We start from the raw sequence: 19,481 nt of genomic DNA, 5'->3' as shown, positions 1-19,481 counted from the left end.
CGCACGACAATGCGCGCGGGCCTTCGGTTGCGGGGCGGATCAGCGCGCCAGAATCTGGCGCAGCACGCGGGTCAGGTCTTGCGCCGGGGTGTCCGACAGCCGGGTCGCCCGCCATGCGACATGGTGGTCGGGCCGCACCAGCAAGCAACCCGAGTCGCGGATTTCCGATGCCCGTGCCCATTCGCCGGAATGGTCCACATAGGTCTGCCGCGGACCGATCACATGGGTTGCAAGATCAATCCCCAGATCGGCTGCCACTTTCTGCGCGGCCGCAACCCAAGCCTCGCCGCCCAGACCTGTGAGCAGGGTAAAGCGGCCATGGCCGCACAGGTCCAGCGTCGAAACCTCGGCGCCGTTGTCATGGCGGTAAAGCCAGGCATGGGGCAGACGCGCACCGGGCCATGTGGTGGGCTGGTAATGCAGGTCGGCATCCAGTTGGAACGCCGGTTCGATCTGCCCGTCGGTCACCACCGCGCCCGAGCGGTAGCGCTGGTTCATCTCGACGCCATGGGCATCGAACTCATATTTCTTGAAGGCAATGGCCTTGCGGATCGCCTCGCGCTGCGCCTCGGCGGCGGGGGTGCCTTCGGTGCGGGCCTGAAGGTTCTTCTGCATCTGCACCGGATCGACGCCTTCACCCATGCCAAGGGCAGCAAAGATCGGGCCGGTTTCGCCAATCGACTGGTTGGCGCGGGTCACGATCTGTTTGGCCACCGGCGCGCGCTCGGCGTCATAGCTGTCGAGCAGCTTTTCGCCCGCCTGACCTTTCAGCACCATGGCCAGCTTCCATGCGAGGTTAAAGCTGTCCTGAATCGAGGTGTTGGACCCCAGCCCGTTCGACGGCGGATGGCGGTGGATCGCATCGCCCATGCAGAAGACCCGGCCATTCGCGGTGCGGGTGGCGTAGAAGTTGTTCACGGTCCAGGTGTTGGCCGACAAAAGCTCGATCTCAAGCTCGGGGTCGCCGATCAGTTGGCGCGCAACGCCGGTGGCAAATTCGGGCGTCACCTCGGGTTCCGGCTGATTGATGTCATAGCCCCAGACGATCAGCCATTCGTTCCACGGCCGCACCATCCGCACCAGACCCATGCCGATCCCGCCCACATCGGCCCCCGGCTGCATCACCCAGTAAAGCACCGAGGGGCGGTGGGCGACATATTTGGACAGATCGGCGCGGAACAGGATGTTCATGCTGCCGCCGACGCCCATCTTGCCTTCAAATGGCAATCCGGCATGTTCGGCCACCAGCGATTTGCCGCCATCTGCCCCCACCAGATATTTCGAGCGGATGGTTAGTTCCTTGCCCGTCAGCCGGTCGCGGCAGGTTGTGGTCACCCCCTCGGCATCCTGCACATGACGCAGGTATTCGGTGGACATGCGCGCCTGCGTGCCGCGCTGGCAGGCGGTCTTGAACAGCAAGGGCTCCATGAAGGTCTGCGGCAGATCGTTCATCTTGGTCGGCGAGGACATCAGATGTTCGGCCTTCGACAGGGGATGGTTGCCCCATGCCTTCATCCGGCCGATTTCCTCGCCTGCAAGGCTTTCGCAAAAGATGTTCTCGCCCATCAGATCCTGATGGGTGGCGAACATATAGGCTTCATCCTCGACATTGCGGCCAAGGTCGCGCAGCACCTCCATCGCGCGCTGGTTGGTGATGTGCGCACGCGGCGTATTGGCCAGCCAGCGATAGCGGTTGATCGCCATGTTCTCGATGCCATAGGTCGAAAGCAGCGCCGCGGTGGCAGAGCCTGCGGGGCCCGTGCCGATGATCAGCACGTCGGTTGTGATGTCAGCCATGAAGTCTCCTCCCAGATATTCGGCCGGATTGCGGGCCTGTTGCCCGCGGGGCAAGTCAGATGGCGGGTTCTTCCCCCGCCCATGCCGCCTGCAACAGGCGGCGGATACCGTCGCGCGTCACCGGGCGCGGGTTCCAATAGGGGTTGGCGGTGGCCAGATCGGCGGCGCGGTCAAGGTCGGCCTCTTTCAGGCCCAGATCGCGCAGCGCCATCGGCGCCCCGGACTCCTTGGCGAATTGCCACAGGCCAAGGCCGGGGCCGCCGCCGAACAGGTCTGCCACCGGGGCCAGAAGGTCCGGCACAGCGGCGGCGTTGAAGGCGATGGCATGGGGCAGCACGATGGCGTGCGTCTCGGCATGGGGCAGATCGAAGCTGCCGCCCAGCGTGTGGCAAAGCTTGTGGTGCAGCGCCATGCCCACCTGCCCCAGCACCGTGCCGCAAAGCCATGCGCCATATAGCGTTTCGCCCCGCGCGGCGGGGTCGGTCGGGGCCGCAATGACCCGGGGAAGGCTGTCACGGAAGGCGCGCAGCCCCTCCACCGCCATCAGCGACGACAGGGGCGAGCGGTCGCGTGCATAAAGCCCTTCGGCTGCATGGGCCATGGCGTTCAGCGCCGAAGTCACCGTCATGCCCACGGGCAACGAGGCGACCAGCTCGGCATCATAAAGGATCACCTCGGGCTGCACCTTGGGGCTGGTCAGGGTGGTCTTCACGCCGCCTTCGGTCTGGCCCAGAATGCCCGTCGCCTCGGACCCGGCATAGGTGGTGGGCACCGCGATCTGCGGCAGATCGGTGCGCAACGCGATGGCCTTGCCAAGCCCGGTGGTCGATCCGCCCCCCACCGCAAGGATGCAATCCGCCTTCAGCGCCAGCGCCAGAGCGGTGGCCTCTTCCGACACATCAACCGGGGTGTGCATCGTGGCGCCGATAAAGCGACCCACGGCATGGTCACCGCAGTAGCCGGCAAATTCATCGGCCAGTGCAGCTTGCTGCGGCGTGGTCAGGATCAGCGCGCGGCGGGCACCGAGCAGGTCAAGCTCTTCGGCAACCTGCCGGCGCACTCCGGCACCAAAGCGCACGCGCACCGGTGCGCTGCGCGCGCTGAATTCCTCGCGGAAAAAGGACATCGGATTCCCCCCTGCGTCATCTGGGCTGACACTAGACCGGGCGCACAGAAATATTGATCGCATGAGGCGGATATTATATCGCTTTTCGCTATGAAGATGGACAGCGAACATCTGGAGATTCTGTCGGTCATCGTCGAGAAGGGCGGTCTGACCGAAGGCGCCGAGGCGCTTGGCAAATCGCAGCCCTCCGTCTCGCGCAGCATGGCGCTGCTTGAGGACCGCATCGGGATGCCGCTGTTCGAACCCGGGCGCCGCCCGCTGCGGCCGACCGAGCTGGGCGCCACCCTTGCCCGGCTGGGCGCGCGGATCCGTGCGGCCAATCAGGAGGCGAGCCTGCTGGTCCGTCGGTTCCGTCAGGGGCTGGCCGGGCGGCTGCGGGTGGGCGGGTCGCCGATCTTCATGGATGGCGTCGTTGCCACCATGATTGCCGAATTCCAGTCGCGCCATGCCGATGTGCAGATCGACCAGTCCTATGGCTATCTCGACACGCTGGAGGCGGGGCTGCGCAATGGCGGGCTGGATGTGGCGATCCTGCCGCTGCATTCCAGTCAGGTGCCGCCGGACATGGATTTCGCGCCGCTCTTGTCGGGCAACAATGTGATTGCCTGCCGGGCTGGCCACCCCCTGACCCGGGCGCGGGGCATCACCTTGGCCGACATCGCGCCCTTTGCTTGGATTGCGCCGCCCGCCAACAGCCCGCTTTACCGCGATCTGCAACGCGCGCTGAAATCCATCGGCCAGGAAGATTTCCGGGTGAATTTCTCGGGTGGAACGCTGGCTTCGATCCAGTCGGTTCTGGCGGGGTCGGATGCGCTGACGGTGCTGCCCTATTCGGTGGTCTTCCTGTCGCGCCGCACCGTGCCGCTGGAGACGCTGCCCCTGAAGATCGACCACCCCGACCGCCAGCTTGGTGTGCTGACCATGGCCGAGCGGCAGGGCCCGCCCGCGGTTCGGCAGTTCAACGCCTTCCTTCAGGCCGAATGCGAACGGTTGCAGGCCCGGATGGACCATGAACAGCAGGTCACCCGGCGGCGGGGCTGACTATTTCAGCGCGATATAGCTGCCCGGGTCCAGCGCCGCGATCCGCACAGCGGCGTGCAGCCCGGTTTCCGCCTGCAGCCTGTCACGCAGCGCCTCGGCCGCGGCGCGCAGCACCTGCGGCGTGCGTTCGCTGCGTGGCAAAAGATGCAATTCGGCGTTGATCTGCGGCTGGTCCGGCAGGCCCATGACGGGGATCACGGCGAACTGACAGGCGGCATGATCCACCGCCAGCGTGGCGCAGAGCATGTCGCGTAACTCGGGAAGCAGGGCCGCAAGGCCCTGCCTGACCGAAGGATAGCGCGCCTCATCGACGAAAAGCTTCACATTTGGCATTGCGGCCTCAGAGCGGAACCAGAGTGAAATCGAAGGGCGAGTGCCACAGGGTCTGCCCGCCCTCGACCCGGTCAAACGGGGCGACCAGCGTGTTCTTCACACCGAACACCGCATCCGAGGTCAGGTAGGTATCACCGCCGACAAAGGTATGCGTCACCAGCTTCTGATACCCCGGCGCCGTGACGAGATAGTGCATATGGGCGGGCCGATAGGGATGGCGGCCCAGATGGCCCAGCATCTGCCCGACCGGGCCGTCATCGGGGATCGGATAGCTGACCGGCTTGATGCCACGGAAGGCATAGGTGCCATCGGCCCCGGTGATGAAGCGGCCCCGGTTGTTCCACTTCGGCTGAATGCCCGGCTGCTGCACGTCATAGAAGCCATCGGCATTGTCCGACCAGACATCGACCGTGGCCCCGGCAATCGGCTTGCCGTCAAGGTCCAGCACCCGGCCCTCGAACAGGCAGCTTTCGCCCTTGCCGTCGAGGCTGATGTTGTCGCCCATCGCACGGATCGGGGCATCATCGACGTGGAACGGGCCAAAGACGGTGTTTTCCGTGGCCCCCGCCGGGCGGCGGTTATTGATGGCATCCACCAGCATCGACACGCCCAGCGTATCGGACAAAAGGATGAACTCCTGCCGTTCGCCCGAACACATCTGGCCGGTGCGGGTCAGAAAGCCGATGCCGTATTCCCATTCTTCCTGCGTCAGGCCGACATCCTTGATGAAGGCATGCAGATGCTGCACCAGACTGGACATCACCTGTTTCAGGCGCGGGTCGGTATCGGCGCCCATCCGGCCGTTGACCGTCTCGACAGAACTGGCTTCGGTGAAATAGCTCATTGTGGTCTCCTCGACAGGTCAGGTGGCGGATTTGGGCGCGGAATGCCCAAGAGGGAGCGGGTCAAACCCGCTGCGCGACAGGAAGGTGCCCCAGAGGCCGCGCCGCGCGAACAGCATCACCGCGATGCCGATCAGCCCCAGAACGATCAGATAAACCGTGCCGTAGTCGGCCAGCAGTTGTTCCAGCGCATAGAACACCAGCACGCCGATCACCGGGCCGGGCAGGGTGCCGATGCCGCCGATCACCACGACGAAGATGACGAAGGCGGTCCAGTCCAAGAGCGAAAACGCGGCATCGGGCGAGATGCGGCCGATCTGGATGAAGATCAGCCCGCCGGCAAGCCCGGTGCCAAAGGCGGTCAGCACGAAGACCAGCGCCTTGAGCCGGGTCGGGTCCACCCCCACCGAACGGGCGGCGACCGGATTGTCGCGCACCGCCTGCAACCCCAGCCCCATGCGGGAACGCAGGAAGACCCAGCTTGCCGCCAGCATCACCGCCGCCAGTGCCAGCGCCAACCAATAGGTCATTACATCCACCGCCGCCGCCTTGGACACATCCAAGAGCGCCCGGATCGGCACGACGCCCGCCATGTCCTGCGCGGCGCCCTTGGGCAGCGAGGTGCCGGTGCCGCCGCCCAGCGCCTTCCACTGACCAAAGGCCAGCCTTGCGATATCGGCAACCGCCCAGGTGCCGATGGCGAAATAGGCGCCGTTCAGCCGGAAGGCGAAAAACGCCACGGGAACCGATATTGCCGCCGCCGTGACCCCGCCGATCAGCACCCCCGCCAAGGGGTCCATCCCCCACAGGATCACGGCAGCAAACATCGCATAGCCGCCGACGCCGACGAACAATTGCTGGCCGACCGACATCAGCCCCGCAAACCCCGCCAGCATGTTCCAGTTCAGCGCCAGCACCAGAAGGCACAGCACCATGAACAGCTCTTGCACCAAAGCGCGCGACCCGATCAGTGGCACAAGGGCCATGACCGCCAGCAGCGCGAGGAACAGGGGGATGGTCAGCTTTTGCCGCATGGTCCGGTCTCCTCAGTCATTCGCGCGGGGGAAGAGGCCGCGCGGCCGCACCAGCAGCACCGCGACAAAGGCAAGGTGGCCCGCCAGAATCTGCCACTCGGGGTTGATGGCGGCGCCCATCGCTTGCGCGACACCAATCACCAGCCCGCCTGCCAGTGTGCCCCACAGGCTGCCCAGCCCGCCGATGATCACGGCTTCAAAGGCGTAAAGCAGGCGGGCCGGGCCGATGGCGGGATCGAAGTTTGCCCGCGCCCCCAGATAAAGTGCTGCAATCGTGGCCACGACCATCGCAATGCCGGTCGCCACGGCAAAGATGCGCCGGGGCCGGATGCCCATAAGCTGCGCCGTCACCGGATCGTCCGAAGTGGCACGAAAGGCCCGGCCAAGGGCCGTATGATAGAACAGCCAGTTCAGCCCAAGGATCACCACAATGGCAGAGCCAAAGGTGATCAGCGGCATCGCGCCAACTGTGACCGGGCCGAGGGGCAGCGATTGCGCCTCGATCGGGCCGATGGGCAATTTGCGGCTGTCGGCGGAAAAGCCCATCAGCAGGGCATTCTGGATCACCACCGACAGGCCGAAGGTGACAAGAAGCGGCGGCAGAATATCGTCGCCCAGCACCCGGTTCAGCAGCGCGCTTTGCAGCGCCCAGCCCAGTGCGAACATCAAGGGCAGCGCCAGCGCCGCCGCCAGGAACGGATGCAGCCCGGTTGCCGTGCCCAGCCCCAGGATCAGATAGGCCCCCAGCACGATCAGATCGCCATGCGCCAGATTGACCAGCCGCATGATCCCGAAGACCAGCGACAGTCCCGCCGCAAACAGCGCATATAGTCCGCCCAACAGGATGCCCTGTATCAGAGTGTCCAGCCAGATCATGCGTGGTTCACTCCGAAATAGGCGTCATGGATGGCCTCGCGGCTGAGGTCTGCCGGGCGGCCCGACAGGGTGACGCGCCCTTCCATCATGCAATGCACATGGTCGGCCACCTTCAAAGCCTGCCCGATGTCCTGCTCGACCACGATGATCGAGGTGCCGCTTTCGCGGATGGTCGGGAAGGCGGCGTAAATCTCGCGGATCACCACCGGGGCAAGACCAAGGCTGAGTTCGTCGCACAGAAGAACCGTGGGGTTCGACATCAGCGCCCGCCCGATGGCCACCATCTGCTGCTGCCCGCCGGAAAGAGCGGTGCCCGGATGGTCGCGCCGTTCGCGCAGGATGGGGAACAGGGTATAAAGCCGTTCCAGCGTCCAGAAGCCGTTGCCCTGCCGGGCATGGGCGCCGATCCGCAGGTTTTCCTCAACCGTCAGGCTGGGGAAGAGCTTGCGCCCCTCGGGCACCATGGCGATGCCTGCCGTCAGAATGTCGGGCGCGGCGCGGCGCGACATCTCGGCCCCATTCAACAGGATGCTGCCTGCGGTCACCTTGGCGATGCCGGTGATGGCGCGCATCAGCGTGGTCTTTCCCGCGCCGTTGGCGCCGATGATCGCCACGGTCTGGCCCGCCTCAAGCGCCAGATCGACGCCGAACAGCGCCTGAAAATCCCCGTAATGCGCGGTCAACCCGCTGATTTCGAGAAGCGCGCTCATGCCTCGATCCCCAGATAGATCTCGCGCACCTGCGGCGCGGCCATCACCGCATCGGGGGCGCCGATCATCAGCATCTTGCCAAAGTTCAGCACCATCAGGCGCGAGACGACGGCGGTCAGCGCGTGCAGCACATGCTCGATCCAGATGATCGCCGTGCCTTCGGCATGGATTGCCCGGATGGTGGCGACGAGTTCGCCGCATTCGCCATCGGTCAGCCCGCCCGCGATTTCATCGAGCAGGATTACCCGCGGCTGCGTCGCCATCGCCCGCGCCAGTTCCAGCCGCTTGCGGCTGAGAAGCGGCAGCCCCCCCGCCTTGCGGTCGGCCACCTGCGCCAGCCCGGTGCGGCGCAGGATATCCATGCAGGCATCGGGTGCGGCACTGGCCGACAGCCCGCCGCCAAAGCGCGCCGCGACCAACAGGTTTTCGTAAACCGACAGATGGTCGAACGGCTGCGGAATCTGGAACGACCGGCCGATGCCGCTGGCGCAACGTTGCATCGGGGTTTCGGTGGTCACGTCGCGCCCGTCCAGAAACACCCGCCCGGCATCGGGGCGCAGGTTGCCGGTGATCAGGTTGAACAATGTGGACTTTCCCGCCCCGTTCGGCCCGATGATGCCCAAAGCCTCGCCGGGGGCGAGGTCAAAGCTGACATCATCGGTGACCTTCAGCGCGCCGAAACTTTTCGACGCGCCCCGTAGTGACAGGATCGCCATGGGTTCCCCTCTTGCCCACCCTCCCCGGCGGGCCCTCTTGCCGGCATCCTAGGCTGTCGGATGGGCGAAGTTGATCGGATGGCTGCGCATCAATATCGCATTCCGTTATGAAGTTGCGGCGCGGATCAGGTCTGCCGCCCGCTCGCCGATCATCACGGCGGGGGCATGGGTGTTGCCGGAAACGATCTGCGGCATCACCGAACAATCGGCGATCCGCAGCCCCGCCAGCCCGTGGACCCGCAATTGCGCATCCACCACCGCCATAGGGTCATCCCCCATCTTTGCCGTGCCGACGGGGTGAAAGATCGTGGTCCCGATCTCTCCGGCCAGCTTTGCAAGGCTTTCGTCATCCTCCGGTCCCGGGCCGGGCTTCACCTCGGTCGGGGCATAGCGGGCCAGATGCGGCTGGGCCATCAGACGGCGGGCGTGGCGGATGCTGTCCGCGGCAACGCTGCGGTCGGCCTCGGTCGCCAGATAGTTCGGCTGGATCGACGGCGCCGCCGAAGGATCGGCACTGACGGCATGGGTCGCGCCGGTGGAGGTCGGGCGCAGGTTGCAGACCGAAACCGTCAGCGCCGGGGTCTTGTGCAGCGGCTGACCGAAAGCGTCCAGCGACAGGGGCTGCACATGGTATTCGATATTGGCCCGGTTATGACCGGGGCCAGAGCGGGTGAAGATGCCCAACTGGCTGGGCGCCATCGCCATCGGGCCAGATTGCGTCAGCGCATATTGCAGCGCGATCCCGGCCTTGCCCCAGAGGCTGCGCGCCCGGTCGTTCAGGGTGTGTGCGCCAGAGATGGCAAAGATCGTGCGCAGTTGCAGATGGTCCTGCAGGTTCTCGCCCACGCCGGGCAGGGCATGGGCCACCGGAACCCCGATAGCGCCCAGAATCTGCGGCGCGCCGATGCCGGACAGTTCCAGAATTTGCGGCGTGCCGATGGCGCCCGCCGACAGAACCACCTCTTGCCCGGCGCGGGCGTGGTGCAGGCCGCTGCGGTCGCGGAAGACAACTCCCGTCACGCGCCGCCCCTCCAGCGTCAGGCGCAGCACCTGCGCGCCGGTCAGAATGCGCAGGTTGGGCCGTTTGCGGGCCGGATCAAGAAACGCCTTGCGCGCGTTCCAGCGGATGCCGCGCCGCTGGTTCACCGGGAAATAGCCCACGCCCTCATTGTCGCCCGCGTTGAAATCGGCACTTTCGGGAATGCCCATCTGCTGCGCCGCGCGGGCCACCTCATCAAGGATCGGCCAGTGCAGGCGCTGCTGCTCGACCCGCAACTCGCCTTCGGTGCCATGCGCGGCATCTGCCGCGCCGAAATGGCGCTCTGAACGGCGGAAGAGCGGCAGCACATCCGACCAGCCCCAGCCCGGATTGCCCAGATCGCGCCAGCCGTCATAATCCTGCGCCTGTCCGCGCATGTAGATCATGCCGTTGATCGAGGAACAGCCGCCCAGAACCTTGCCGCGCGGATAAAGCAGGCTGCGCCCGTTCAGCCCCGGGACCGGTGCCGTCTTGAATCCCCAGTCCAGACGCGGATTGCCGATGGCGAAAAGATAGCCCACCGGAATATGCACCCAAGGGTGATTGTCGCTGCGCCCGGCTTCGATCAGCAACACGCGGCGGCGCGGATCGGCGGACAGCCGGTTGGCCAGCACGCAGCCTGACGATCCCGCGCCGACGATCACCACATCATAGCTGCCGAAATCGGCAGCGGGTTCAGCGGAAGACATCGCGGTATTCGGCATCCATCAGGGTCAGGCTGGCCGTGCCGTCGGCCCGCTCGCGCAGACGGTGCCAGCGCCGGTCAAGATAGATCAGTGATTCCAGTTCCGGCGCGCCGGGTTGGGCCCCTGCGGCGCCTTCCAGCAGTTCTGCGGTCACAACGGTTGCCCCCGTCACCGGCAGCGTGCCGATGATCCGCGCGCGGAACCATGTGGCGACATCGGTATAGCGCGGCTCTCCGCCCGGCAGCCGTTCCCATGCGATATCAGACCCGAAACGGTCGGCGCCGGGGGTGGCGCCCAGTTGCGCCACGGCAAGATCGCTGTAGCGCAGCAGGTGAATGACCATCGCGCCCGCCTCAAGCACGGTCGCGGTAGAGCCGGAACGCGACGACAGCGAAAAGGCCACGGTCGGCGGCTCGGCACTGACTGAGATCAGCGAGGAAACCGTCATCGCCACCGGCCTGCCGCCCGGATCGGCAGTGATCACCGCCACCCCGGCAGGATGGCAGCGGAACGCCTCGCGGAAGGCGGCGGAAAGGGGCTGTCCGGTCATGGTATTCTCCGAAAGGCCCGGGCCGGGGTGAACCGGCCCGGGGCCATGGATTATTTCTTTTCGATCAGGTCGTAGAACTGCCACGTCCGGTCGGTCCACTGGCCGCCGATCTCGCGGCCCGCCGAGGTGACGATCGACGGCGCGATGGTGAAGTGGTTCGCCGCCACCATCATGTCGCGGAAGGTGCGCTGGATCACGCCCGCCCGCAGCCCGGCCCCGCCCGAAGCGCGATAGGCAAAGTTGCAGACCTCGACGCCCACTTCGTGAATCTGCGCCTTGGCAAGGTGGACAAGGCTGACCTGACGGGTGGTCATCATGGTGCCGGCTTCGGCGGTGGCCTCGATCTCGCCCCAGACCTCCATCACAAGGGCGCGGGCGGCGCGATAGCTGGCTTCGGCGCGGCCATAATCATACCAGAACTTTTCGCTTTCCCCCAGAAGCCCGGCGCGGCCGGATTTCGAGCGGGCGAATTTGGCAATCTCATCCAGCATCCGCCGCCCGGCGCCCATTGCCCAGCCGGTGTGACCAATGGCGGCCAGCCCGACGATGCCAAGGCTGAACAGCTCTTTCAGGCGCTGCGGCGGTGCGGTCAGGATTGGGAAGACCAGATCCTCGGCAATGAAGACATCTTCGGCGGCATAGTCGATGCTGCCGGTGCCTTTCAGCCCCAGCACATCCCAGTTGCCAAGCTGCTTATGCTCGGGGATCGGCGCATGGGCGCACATGACAATGACATTGCCCGCCGCATCCTTGGCCGGTTTGCCGGTGCCGTCATCAACGAAGCAGGCCGAATGCGACCAAGTGGCATGGCTGAAGCCCGAGCCATAGCTCCACTTGCCGGTCAGGGTATAGCCGCCCTCGGTCGGCTTCAGCATCCCCAGCGGGGCGCCCTGACCGGAAAAGCGGTTCTCGGTGCCCGGCGCAAACAGCCGGTCCACGGCGCTGTCGGGCAGGAAGGCCGCCGACATTGCCCCGATGCAGCAATGCACCATCGACACCCAGCCAGCCGAGCCGGACCATGTGGTGATGGCTTCGATCAGTTGCAGCACCTCGGTCGGGCGCATCTGGGCGCCGCCCAGCTTTTCGGTTGCCAAAAGGTGCGACATGCGCAGCGGGCGCAGCAGTTCAAAGCTTTCGGGCGTCAACTCGCCCGCCGCCTCATCCGCGGGGGCATTCGCTTCAAGCTGGGGACCGATTTCGGCGATCTTGGCCAGAATCTCGCGGTAATCGACGGTATTGCCCCAGTAGCCGTGTTTCATGGGCTTGTTCATGGCTGTCTCCTCCTAAGACAATGGTTCAGGCGGCGAGGAAATCGCCGATTTTGGTCAGGGTTTCGGGCTTTTCCTGCAGAACCAGATGGCCCGCCGCAGGAACGGAAAGCAGTTGCCCGGCAGGCAGCGCGGCGACCCATTCGGGCGCCTGACTTGCGGGCAATAGGCGGTCTTCGCTGCCCCAGACGACCAGCGTGGGGTTGGTGATACGGCCCAGCATCCGCCGCAGGTTCGGATGGCCCATGCCGAAGGGCGCGCAAAGGCGGCCCACCGCCTCGCCCTCGCGGGCGCGGTCGGCGCCGAAGGCTTCGGCAAAGGCGGTGTCAGAACCGTCGGGGAAATATTGCAGCGCAACGGTCACGTCATGCGTCATATAGCCGGGGAAATCCTGCGGGGCGATCTCGCCCAGCGGGGTGGCCGGATGGGACGGATCGTTCAGCCCGGCAGGCGCGACCAAGACCACACGGTCAAACTTTTCGCGGGCAACGGCGGCTAGCTCGGTGGCCATCCAGCCGCCCATAGAAAAGCCCATCAGATGCGGCTTTTCGGGCAGGGCCAGCGCGTCCAGCAGGTTCAGGTAATGCACCAGCAGATCGGCCATGCCCGCGACATGCGGCGCAGGGCCGGAGAAGCCCATGCCCGGATGGCTGGGCAGAAGCACGCGGAAACGGTCGGCCAGACCCGCGGCGAAATCGAAGCCCTCCAGCGTGGCGGCGCCGTGCAGGAACAGCACCGGCTTGCCGCGGCCGATGGCCTTCACCACGGTTTTCACGCCGCCGATATCAAACTCCAGCGTCTCGAAGTTCACGGACATTTGGTTCCTCCTCAGGAAAATTCGGGCTGGATCAGCACCTTGCACTGGGTGGTGCGGCGGCGCAGGCTTTCGAACACCTGCGGCACGGGTGACAGGCCGATCCGGTCGGTGATCAGATGCTGCGGGATGCCGCTGGTCAGGGCGTCAAGGGCGACGCCGAATTCGTTGCGCTGATGGAAGAAGACGGTGAAGATCAGGTCGATCTCTTTTGACAGGGCCACGAAAGGATCCCATTCGTCGCCCCCGATGCACAGGCCGACGCCGATCACCTTGCCCTGCAACCGCACAGCCTGACTTGCCGCCTGCAACAGACCCCGCTTGCCCACGCATTCAAAGACGATATCCGGCGGACCACCGCAGAGATCGGCCAGATTTTCGGCCAGCCTTTCACCCGACAGCGCGAAATCGGTGGCCCCCAGCGCCAGCGCCCGGTCGCGCTGATGGGTGTGGATGTCGGCGACGACGACATGGCTTGCCCCCATCCGCCGCGCCCAGAACGCCACCAGCAACCCGATGGGTCCGGCGCCCAGAATGGCCACGCGGTCGCCCGGCTTCATGCCCGAGCGCACGATGCAATGCAGCGCAACAGACAAGGGTTCGGCCAGCGCACCATCGGCCAGCGCGATATCCGGCGGCAGCACGCGGCATTGCCGGGCGGCCACGGTGACATATTCGGCATAGCCGCCGCCGATCAGCACCAGTTCCGGGCAGCGCGCCGGATCGCCCGCAAGGCAGCGCGGGCAGCGCCCGCAGCCGCGCATCGGCACCACGGCCACCGCATCCCCCGGCTTCAGGTCGCGCACATCGGCGCCGGTGGCCACCACCTCACCCGAAATCTCATGGCCAAGGACAAAGCCCGCGCCGATGCCAAAGGGCGCCGGATCTTCGGTGATGTGCAGATCGCTGCCGCAGATGCCGCAACCGGCCACCCGCAGCACCACCTCATCGGCGGCCGGCGTCGGGTCGGGCTTTTCGGCCATGCGCAGGGGTTGACCCACCGCGTCAAAGATCAGCGTTTTCATGCCCGGTCCTCCGCTTTCAGGATCAGGTGGCGGCTGATCGGGAACCACGGCGCATCCCAGCGTTTCGAGATGGCGCCCCAGATGCCGGTGCGGGCGTAAAGCGCCACCAGAACCGTCATCACCCCCAGCACCACGAAATAGCTGGCGCCGTATTCGCCGAACCAGCGGTCGGCGATGAAATAGATCAGCGTGCCGATCAGCACCCCCTCGATCGAGGCGATGCCTCCCACCATCACGATGAAAATCGCCACATTCGACCACATCGGATCAAAGGCCGAAGGCGGGTTGATCCGCAGTTGCGCCATGAAATAGACCGCACCCGCAAGGCCACAGCCCACCGCCGCCGCGACATAGATCATGAAGCGCAGGCGACCGACGTTCACGCCCTGACTTGCCGCCGCGACCGGATTGTCACGGATGGCGATCAGCGCCAGCCCATAGCGCGAGCGCAGGAACCAATAGCTGCCGCCGATGGTCGCAAGGATCAGCAGCGCGCAGAGCAGCGACATCGCCACGTTCCGCTCGAACCCGGAATAATCCTTCATCACGTTCAGCGACATACCCGCCCCGGCATTCAGCCAGCCCATGTTTGAGGCGACGAGCCGGAACACCTCGGCCACAACCCAGGTGCCGATGGCGAAATAGGGCCCATCCAGCCGGTGCAAGAGCAGATAGCAGGGCACCGCCAGCGCGGCAGGCACCAGAAGCGACAGGAAGATCGCAAGGAAGGGATTCACGCCAAAGGTCTGCGCCAGCACGAACATCGCATAGCCCGCGGCCCCCATGAAGGCTTGCTGGCCGACCGAGACCAACCCGGCATAGCCGGCCAGCATGTTCCACATCTGCGCCACGGCGATATAGCAGCACAGTTCCAGGATCATGCGGATGGTGCCGGTCTTGGCCCACCACGGCATGGCGACCAGCGCGATCAGCGCGATGACGAACAGCGTCAGCGCGACGCGGCCAGATGCGGTTTGCCGGCGCACGGTGACCTTCGGCAGGGTGGCATCGGTCGGGGAAAGCGGGACAGATGTCATAGCTCAGGACTTTCCGAACAGGCCCTGCGGGCGCGTCGCCAGCACGAGCAGGAAAACAAGGTGACCGGCCAGCACGCCAAAGCCGGGGTCGATGCGGAAACCGATGGCCTGACTGATCCCCAGCACCATCGAACCGATGAACGCCCCCCAGACCGAGCCCATGCCGCCGATGATCACCGCCTCGAAGGCATAGACGAGCTGGGCGCCGCCATCGGCGGGAGCAACGGTTGACCGCAGCGACTGAAACACTGCGGCAAAGCCGAGGATGCCCACCGCAATCGCCGTGGCGCTGGCGTAGACGGCCCGGGGGTTGATCCCCGTCATCGCCGCCGCCTCGACATCGGCCGCGGCGGCGCGCAGGGCACGGCCAAAGCGGGTGCGTTTCAGCATGAGGTCAAGGCACAGCGTCAGCGCGGTGGCAAAGACCAGCACGATCACCGGCAAGAGGCCCACATAGATGCCCGCCACCTCGACCGAGCGGCTTTCGATGCCGCCACCGGGCAGCGAGCGGCTGTTGGCCGACCAGATTTGCAGCATCAGGTTCTGCAGCGCCAGCGACAGCCCGAAGGTGGCAATTAGCGAGGGCAGCGGATCATCGCCCACCACCCGGTTCAGGATGACCTTCTGCAGGATCCATCCCATCGCCACGGCAAGCGGCACCAGCGCCGCCATCACCCAGAACGGCCCCAGCCCGAAAGAGGTGGCCAGCGAAATCCCGATCAGCGAGAGCAGGATCACCAGATCGCCATGGCTGACGTTCACGATCCGCATCACGCCGAACATCAGCGCCATGCCCAGCGCATATTGCGCATACATCCCGCCCAACAGGACGCCCTGCACAAGCGCGTCAAACCACTGCATGAGAGCCTCCGAAATAGGCCGCGCCGATCTGTTCGCGCGTCACCTCGCCCGAGCGGCCGGACAGCGTCACACGGCCTTCGAGCATACAATAAAGCCGGTCGGTGGCCGATTGGGCGAGGCCCACATCCTGTTCGACCAGCACGACCGCCGTGCCCTGCCCGCGGATTTCCGGCAGGGCGGCATAGATTTCACGGATCACCTTGGGCGCAAGGCCAAGGCTGATTTCGTCACAGAGCAGCACCTTGGGCTGACAGAGCAGCGCCCGCCCGATGGAGACCATCTGTTGCTGACCTCCCGACAGGCTTTGCACCGGGGTCCGCGCCTTTTCCTTCAGGATCGGGAAAAGCTGATGCAGCCGCGACAGCGACCAGCCGCCCTTGCGGCCCAGCCGTTCGGCCTGATCCACTGCAACGCGCAGGTTATCCTCAACCGACATGCCGGAAAACAGACGGCGGCCCTCGGGAACGATGGCCACGCCCTTTTGCACCATGCGGTCGGTCGGCGTGCCGCCAATCGGCTGCCCGCCCAGCCGCACCATATCCGGTGCGACCGGCAAAAGCCCCATGATCGCGCGCAGGAACGTGGATTTGCCCGCACCATTGGCGCCGATCAGCGCCACCGCCTCGCCTTCGTTCACGGTCACGTCCACGCCGTAAAGCGCCTGAAAGTCGCCATAGCGTGCCACCAGCCCATGGGTGGACAGAACAGACGTGGAAAGGGTTTCCATCATGCCTCGATCCCCATGTAGACCCGCTTGACTTCGGGGTTGGCGATCACCTCTTGCGGGTCGCCCTCGGCAATCTTTTCGCCGAAATTCAGCACCAGAAGACGGTCCGCCACCGCCATGAGCGCGTGCAGCACATGTTCGATCCAGACGATGGTCACACCGCGGTCGCGGATGCGGCGGACAAGGGCGACCAGTTGCTTGGATTCCTCTTCCGTCAGCCCGCCCGCGATCTCGTCCAGAAGCAGCAGTTTGGGGTCCGAGGCCAGCGCCCGCGCCAGTTCCAGCCGCTTGCGGTCCAGGAGCGTCAGGCTGCCGGCGCGGGTATTGGCCTTGTCGGCCAACTCGCAATCCTGCAGCACCCGGGCGCAGAAGGCATAGCTTTCCGCCTCGGACTTGCCACCGCCAAAGGTCGAGGCGACCAACAGGTTTTCAAAGGTGGACATGCCCGAATAGGGGCGCGGAATCTGGTAGGTGCGCCCGATCCCCATCTGGCAGCGCCGGAACGGCGGCTCGCCCGACAGGCGTTGTTCCCCCAGGCGGATATCCCCGCCCGAGGGTTTGATATCGCCGCTGATCATGTTGAACAGCGTCGTCTTGCCTGCCCCGTTGGGGCCGAGAATCCCCAGCACCTCGCCCCGATGCACATCGAAGCTGACCCCATGCAGCACCCGCACCGCGCCGAAGCTTTTCGACACATCGGTTGCGCGAAGAAGAATGTCCCGGTCCATCCCGGCCCCACGGTCCAACATGATCACCAGGCGATCGGCGCGATCTTCTGTTCGGGCTCGAACAGTTGGTTGACCGAGTTGTCCACGATCTTCAGATCATACATCCACTTTTCGCCCTTGACCCACTGACCGCCGAAGATCGGCATGGTGCAGATGTTCTTGTGCGGAGTGCCTGCGAATTTGACCGGGCCGCAAACGGTGGTGATGTCGGTCGCCGCCATCGCCTCGCGGTTGGCTTCGCGGTCGAGCGGGTCGGCCGAACGTTTCAGGATGTCGATGGCCACTTCCAGCAGTGCATGGGAATAGCCAAGCGGTTGCGTCCATTGCCGCTTCTGATCGGTTTCCCACTGATCGGCGAGCGCACGGCTGTCCTGCCCGGTCAGGGTCGAGGGGAACGGGAAGGCCGGGGTCCACCAGACTTCGGACGACATGCCGTTGCCCAGGGGGCCCATCGCCTCGACCCCGCCGGGGAAGAGGAGCGCCGCCGCCACCGTCACCGCCTTGGGCTTGAAGCCTTGCTGGTTGCATTGGGTGACAAAGGTCTTGAGGTCGTCGGGATAGGTGATGCCGCCGATGATATCGACGCCAGCCTTTTTGAATTCGGCGATCTGGGCCGAAAAGTCATTGGTGCGCGGCTGGAAATAGCCGGGGATCGTCACGTCATAGCCGGCGGCCTTGGTCGGCACCGGCAGGCCATAGTCATTGTTGCCCCAGGTTTCGCCGTCGATGTTCTGCGGGAAGAGCATCCCCACCTTCTTGTTGGTCTCCAGCCCGTTCCACAGGCCGACGAAGGTGTTCAGCGCCTCGTCCAGACCCCAGAAGAAGTGGTAGGTCCAATTGAACTCACCGCCGCCGCGCGGCATGATCACGGCCTGCCACGGCGCACCGGACGAGATGCAGGGCGCTTCGTAAAGCTCGGCCTGCTCCATCGCGGGCAGGATGGTGTCGGTGGTCGAGGCGGGCGCCAGAAGATGCACCTCCTCGTTCAGGATCAGGTCACCGGCGATTTCGGCGGCCTTGTTCGGGTTCGACTGGGTGTCGCGCTCGAGGATCTCGATTTCATAGGTATTGCCGTTGTTGCTGACCAGTTGGCCCCCCAGCACTTCACGGATCTTCTGCACGGTATAGCCGTCGGTCTCACCGAACAGGCCCAGTGGCCCGGTGGCGGGCGTGAGGTAGCCCAGCTTGATCTTGCCGGCGCTTTGCGCCCGCAGATAGGTCGGCAGCGCCATCGTCGAAGCCGCCACACCTGCGCCGATGCCGCGCAGCATGGCGCGGCGGCTGATGCCGGCCTTGACCAGTTTGTTATAGTAGGTCATTCGCGTCTCCTCCCTGGAGTTTTCGTTGATTTGATCCGGTCGCGCGACCTCCTCCGGCCGCGCGCCCGGCTGAGCGTCAGGTCATCCGCGTGAGCGAGCCGCCGTCGATCACGATGAGCGAGCCGGTGAAATAGGCCCCGGCGGGCGAGGCGAGCAGCAGCGCCAGCCCCTTGATATCCTCGACATCGCCGATCCGCCCGATCAGCGATTGCGCTTCGAACGCGGCGCGGTCTTCCTTGTTGCGCAGCCGCCCCCCGGCGATGTTGGTGATGAAGGGGCCGGGCAGGATGGCGTTCACCCGGATGCCGAACGCCCCCAGTTCCATCGCCATATGCTTGACGAAGTGGTTCACCGCGGCCTTGGCAGGCATATAGCTGGTGCCGACGATGCTTTCGTTGATCAGCGCCGCGATGGAGGAGGTGACGATGATCTCGCCGCCGCCATTCGGCTTCATGTGCCGCACCGCGTTTTTCACCGTAGTATAGACCGAGGTCAGGTTGATCTCGATTCCGCGGTCCCATTGGCTGTCAGGGATGTTCTCGATGGCGCCGTCGGGGTTGCGTTCGCCCACCGGGGTCATGAAGCCGGGGCCGGGGTCGATCCCGGCATTGGCGAAAACGGTGTCGATCCGGCCGTGGCGCGCGGCAACCTTGTCGAATGCCGCAGCCATGGCGGGGCGGTCGCCCACATCCACCACCTGACCCCAGCAATCGCCGCCGATTTCGGCCACCACACGGTCAAGGCCCGCCGGGTCGATGTCGAAGATGCAGACCTTCGCGCCCTGTTCGGCCATGATTTCGGCATAGGCCCGCCCGATGCCGCTGGCGCCGCCGGTGACGATCACCGATTTGCCGCGCACGTCGAACATCTTCTCAAGTGTGGCCATGAACCTCTCCTCCTCCCGGCCCGATCCATTCCGCATGGCTTCCAGCCCTTCAGGGCAGCCGCGACT

20 protein-coding genes are annotated in these 19,481 nt (G+C 65.3%); 1 reads left to right on the top strand and 19 read right to left on the bottom strand.

Translation table 11 applies throughout. From position 1 onward, the window contains the following. Nucleotides 1-39: 39 nt before the first annotated feature. On the bottom strand, nt 40-1,797 hold the full coding sequence (locus tag HS053_RS19335) for an FAD-dependent oxidoreductase (RefSeq protein WP_174212893.1): 1,758 nt from the start codon (nt 1,795-1,797) through the stop codon (nt 40-42). Nucleotides 1,798-1,852: 55 nt separating this feature from the next. Further along, nucleotides 1,853-2,923 (bottom strand): maleylacetate reductase, encoded by a 1,071-nt coding sequence (locus HS053_RS19330; protein WP_174212892.1) that lies wholly within the window; start codon nt 2,921-2,923, stop codon nt 1,853-1,855. Between the two features lie 96 nt (nt 2,924-3,019). On the opposite strand from HS053_RS19330, the gene HS053_RS19325 reads away from it, so the two are divergent. Beyond that, nucleotides 3,020-3,964 carry a LysR family transcriptional regulator gene (locus HS053_RS19325; protein WP_241699946.1) on the top strand — a complete coding sequence of 315 codons (945 nt, stop codon included), beginning with the start codon at nt 3,020-3,022 and terminating at the stop codon, nt 3,962-3,964. Here HS053_RS19325 and HS053_RS19320 read toward each other — a convergent pair whose 3' ends face one another. The 17 genes from HS053_RS19320 to HS053_RS19240 form a co-directional block, all read right to left on the bottom strand. Beyond that, nucleotides 3,965-4,297 (bottom strand): hypothetical protein, encoded by a 333-nt coding sequence (locus tag HS053_RS19320; protein ID WP_174212890.1) that lies wholly within the window; start codon nt 4,295-4,297, stop codon nt 3,965-3,967. Between the two features lie 7 nt (nt 4,298-4,304). Next, the gene (locus tag HS053_RS19315; RefSeq protein WP_174212889.1) at nt 4,305-5,141 is read right to left on the bottom strand and encodes an intradiol ring-cleavage dioxygenase; all 837 of its coding nucleotides are present in this window, start codon (nt 5,139-5,141) and stop codon (nt 4,305-4,307) included. An 18-nt stretch (nt 5,142-5,159) separates the two neighbouring features. Continuing rightward, nucleotides 5,160-6,173: a branched-chain amino acid ABC transporter permease gene (locus tag HS053_RS19310; RefSeq protein ID WP_174212888.1), complete on the bottom strand. Its 1,014-nt coding sequence runs from the start codon at nt 6,171-6,173 to the stop codon at nt 5,160-5,162. Between the two features lie 12 nt (nt 6,174-6,185). After that, on the bottom strand, nt 6,186-7,049 hold the full coding sequence (locus HS053_RS19305; protein ID WP_174212887.1) for a branched-chain amino acid ABC transporter permease: 864 nt from the start codon (nt 7,047-7,049) through the stop codon (nt 6,186-6,188). Then, nucleotides 7,046-7,759 carry an ABC transporter ATP-binding protein gene (locus HS053_RS19300; RefSeq protein ID WP_174212886.1) on the bottom strand — a complete coding sequence of 238 codons (714 nt, stop codon included), beginning with the start codon at nt 7,757-7,759 and terminating at the stop codon, nt 7,046-7,048. Before HS053_RS19300 ends, HS053_RS19305 begins: the two co-directional genes overlap by 4 nt. Next, complete coding sequence (locus tag HS053_RS19295; RefSeq protein WP_174212885.1) at nt 7,756-8,475, bottom strand: ABC transporter ATP-binding protein; 720 nt, start codon at nt 8,473-8,475, stop codon at nt 7,756-7,758. The genes HS053_RS19300 and HS053_RS19295 overlap by 4 nt, the downstream gene beginning before the upstream one ends. Before the next feature lie 105 nt (nt 8,476-8,580). After that, nucleotides 8,581-10,203 (bottom strand): GMC family oxidoreductase, encoded by a 1,623-nt coding sequence (locus HS053_RS19290; RefSeq protein WP_174212884.1) that lies wholly within the window; start codon nt 10,201-10,203, stop codon nt 8,581-8,583. Beyond that, complete coding sequence (locus HS053_RS19285; RefSeq protein WP_174212883.1) at nt 10,190-10,750, bottom strand: flavin reductase family protein; 561 nt, start codon at nt 10,748-10,750, stop codon at nt 10,190-10,192. The genes HS053_RS19290 and HS053_RS19285 overlap by 14 nt, the downstream gene beginning before the upstream one ends. Nucleotides 10,751-10,800: 50 nt before the next feature. After that, a complete protein-coding gene (locus HS053_RS19280; protein WP_174212882.1) occupies nt 10,801-12,021 on the bottom strand; it encodes an acyl-CoA dehydrogenase family protein in 1,221 nt (406 codons plus the stop codon). Nucleotides 12,022-12,046: 25 nt separating this feature from the next. Beyond that, nucleotides 12,047-12,835, bottom strand: a complete 789-nt coding sequence (locus HS053_RS19275; RefSeq protein WP_174212881.1) for an alpha/beta fold hydrolase — start codon at nt 12,833-12,835, stop codon at nt 12,047-12,049. 11 nt (nt 12,836-12,846) lie between these two features. After that, the gene (locus HS053_RS19270) at nt 12,847-13,857 is read right to left on the bottom strand and encodes a zinc-dependent alcohol dehydrogenase (protein WP_174212880.1); all 1,011 of its coding nucleotides are present in this window, start codon (nt 13,855-13,857) and stop codon (nt 12,847-12,849) included. Further along, nucleotides 13,854-14,894, bottom strand: a complete 1,041-nt coding sequence (locus HS053_RS19265; protein WP_174212879.1) for a branched-chain amino acid ABC transporter permease — start codon at nt 14,892-14,894, stop codon at nt 13,854-13,856. Before HS053_RS19265 ends, HS053_RS19270 begins: the two co-directional genes overlap by 4 nt. A gap of 3 nt (nt 14,895-14,897) precedes the next feature. Then, nucleotides 14,898-15,755 (bottom strand): branched-chain amino acid ABC transporter permease, encoded by an 858-nt coding sequence (locus HS053_RS19260; protein WP_174212878.1) that lies wholly within the window; start codon nt 15,753-15,755, stop codon nt 14,898-14,900. Then, on the bottom strand, nt 15,742-16,485 hold the full coding sequence (locus tag HS053_RS19255) for an ABC transporter ATP-binding protein (protein ID WP_241699945.1): 744 nt from the start codon (nt 16,483-16,485) through the stop codon (nt 15,742-15,744). Before HS053_RS19255 ends, HS053_RS19260 begins: the two co-directional genes overlap by 14 nt. Then, nucleotides 16,482-17,231, bottom strand: coding sequence for an ABC transporter ATP-binding protein (locus HS053_RS19250; protein WP_241699944.1), 750 nt, complete (start codon nt 17,229-17,231; stop codon nt 16,482-16,484). The genes HS053_RS19255 and HS053_RS19250 overlap by 4 nt, the downstream gene beginning before the upstream one ends. Before the next feature lie 2 nt (nt 17,232-17,233). Next, nucleotides 17,234-18,529, bottom strand: a complete 1,296-nt coding sequence (locus HS053_RS19245) for an ABC transporter substrate-binding protein (RefSeq protein ID WP_174212877.1) — start codon at nt 18,527-18,529, stop codon at nt 17,234-17,236. 76 nt (nt 18,530-18,605) lie between these two features. After that, on the bottom strand, nt 18,606-19,415 hold the full coding sequence (locus HS053_RS19240) for an SDR family NAD(P)-dependent oxidoreductase (protein ID WP_174212876.1): 810 nt from the start codon (nt 19,413-19,415) through the stop codon (nt 18,606-18,608). Between the last annotated feature and the right edge of the window lie 66 nt (nt 19,416-19,481).

It is taken from the genome of Tabrizicola fusiformis (genome assembly GCF_013328815.1).
Taxonomy (GTDB): domain Bacteria; phylum Pseudomonadota; class Alphaproteobacteria; order Rhodobacterales; family Rhodobacteraceae; genus Fuscibacter.
This window is presented reverse-complemented; position numbering and strand designations above follow the sequence as displayed.

Excerpts from the sequence above, each read along its gene's own strand:
- HS053_RS19335 (WP_174212893.1), bottom strand. The coding sequence starts at position 1,797 with ATGGCTGACATCACAACCGACGTGCTGATCATCGGCACGGGCCCCGCA.
- HS053_RS19330 (WP_174212892.1), bottom strand. The coding sequence starts at position 2,923 with ATGTCCTTTTTCCGCGAGGAATTCAGCGCGCGCAGCGCACCGGTGCGC.
- HS053_RS19325 (WP_241699946.1), top strand. The coding sequence starts at position 3,020 with ATGGACAGCGAACATCTGGAGATTCTGTCGGTCATCGTCGAGAAGGGC.
- HS053_RS19320 (WP_174212890.1), bottom strand. The coding sequence starts at position 4,297 with ATGCCAAATGTGAAGCTTTTCGTCGATGAGGCGCGCTATCCTTCGGTC.
- HS053_RS19315 (WP_174212889.1), bottom strand. The coding sequence starts at position 5,141 with ATGAGCTATTTCACCGAAGCCAGTTCTGTCGAGACGGTCAACGGCCGG.
- HS053_RS19310 (WP_174212888.1), bottom strand. The coding sequence starts at position 6,173 with ATGCGGCAAAAGCTGACCATCCCCCTGTTCCTCGCGCTGCTGGCGGTC.
- HS053_RS19305 (WP_174212887.1), bottom strand. The coding sequence starts at position 7,049 with ATGATCTGGCTGGACACTCTGATACAGGGCATCCTGTTGGGCGGACTA.
- HS053_RS19300 (WP_174212886.1), bottom strand. The coding sequence starts at position 7,759 with ATGAGCGCGCTTCTCGAAATCAGCGGGTTGACCGCGCATTACGGGGAT.
- HS053_RS19295 (WP_174212885.1), bottom strand. The coding sequence starts at position 8,475 with ATGGCGATCCTGTCACTACGGGGCGCGTCGAAAAGTTTCGGCGCGCTG.
- HS053_RS19290 (WP_174212884.1), bottom strand. The coding sequence starts at position 10,203 with ATGTCTTCCGCTGAACCCGCTGCCGATTTCGGCAGCTATGATGTGGTG.
- HS053_RS19285 (WP_174212883.1), bottom strand. The coding sequence starts at position 10,750 with ATGACCGGACAGCCCCTTTCCGCCGCCTTCCGCGAGGCGTTCCGCTGC.
- HS053_RS19280 (WP_174212882.1), bottom strand. The coding sequence starts at position 12,021 with ATGAACAAGCCCATGAAACACGGCTACTGGGGCAATACCGTCGATTAC.
- HS053_RS19275 (WP_174212881.1), bottom strand. The coding sequence starts at position 12,835 with ATGTCCGTGAACTTCGAGACGCTGGAGTTTGATATCGGCGGCGTGAAA.
- HS053_RS19270 (WP_174212880.1), bottom strand. The coding sequence starts at position 13,857 with ATGAAAACGCTGATCTTTGACGCGGTGGGTCAACCCCTGCGCATGGCC.
- HS053_RS19265 (WP_174212879.1), bottom strand. The coding sequence starts at position 14,894 with ATGACATCTGTCCCGCTTTCCCCGACCGATGCCACCCTGCCGAAGGTC.
- HS053_RS19260 (WP_174212878.1), bottom strand. The coding sequence starts at position 15,755 with ATGCAGTGGTTTGACGCGCTTGTGCAGGGCGTCCTGTTGGGCGGGATG.
- HS053_RS19255 (WP_241699945.1), bottom strand. The coding sequence starts at position 16,485 with ATGATGGAAACCCTTTCCACGTCTGTTCTGTCCACCCATGGGCTGGTG.
- HS053_RS19250 (WP_241699944.1), bottom strand. The coding sequence starts at position 17,231 with ATGTTGGACCGTGGGGCCGGGATGGACCGGGACATTCTTCTTCGCGCA.
- HS053_RS19245 (WP_174212877.1), bottom strand. The coding sequence starts at position 18,529 with ATGACCTACTATAACAAACTGGTCAAGGCCGGCATCAGCCGCCGCGCC.
- HS053_RS19240 (WP_174212876.1), bottom strand. The coding sequence starts at position 19,415 with ATGGCCACACTTGAGAAGATGTTCGACGTGCGCGGCAAATCGGTGATC.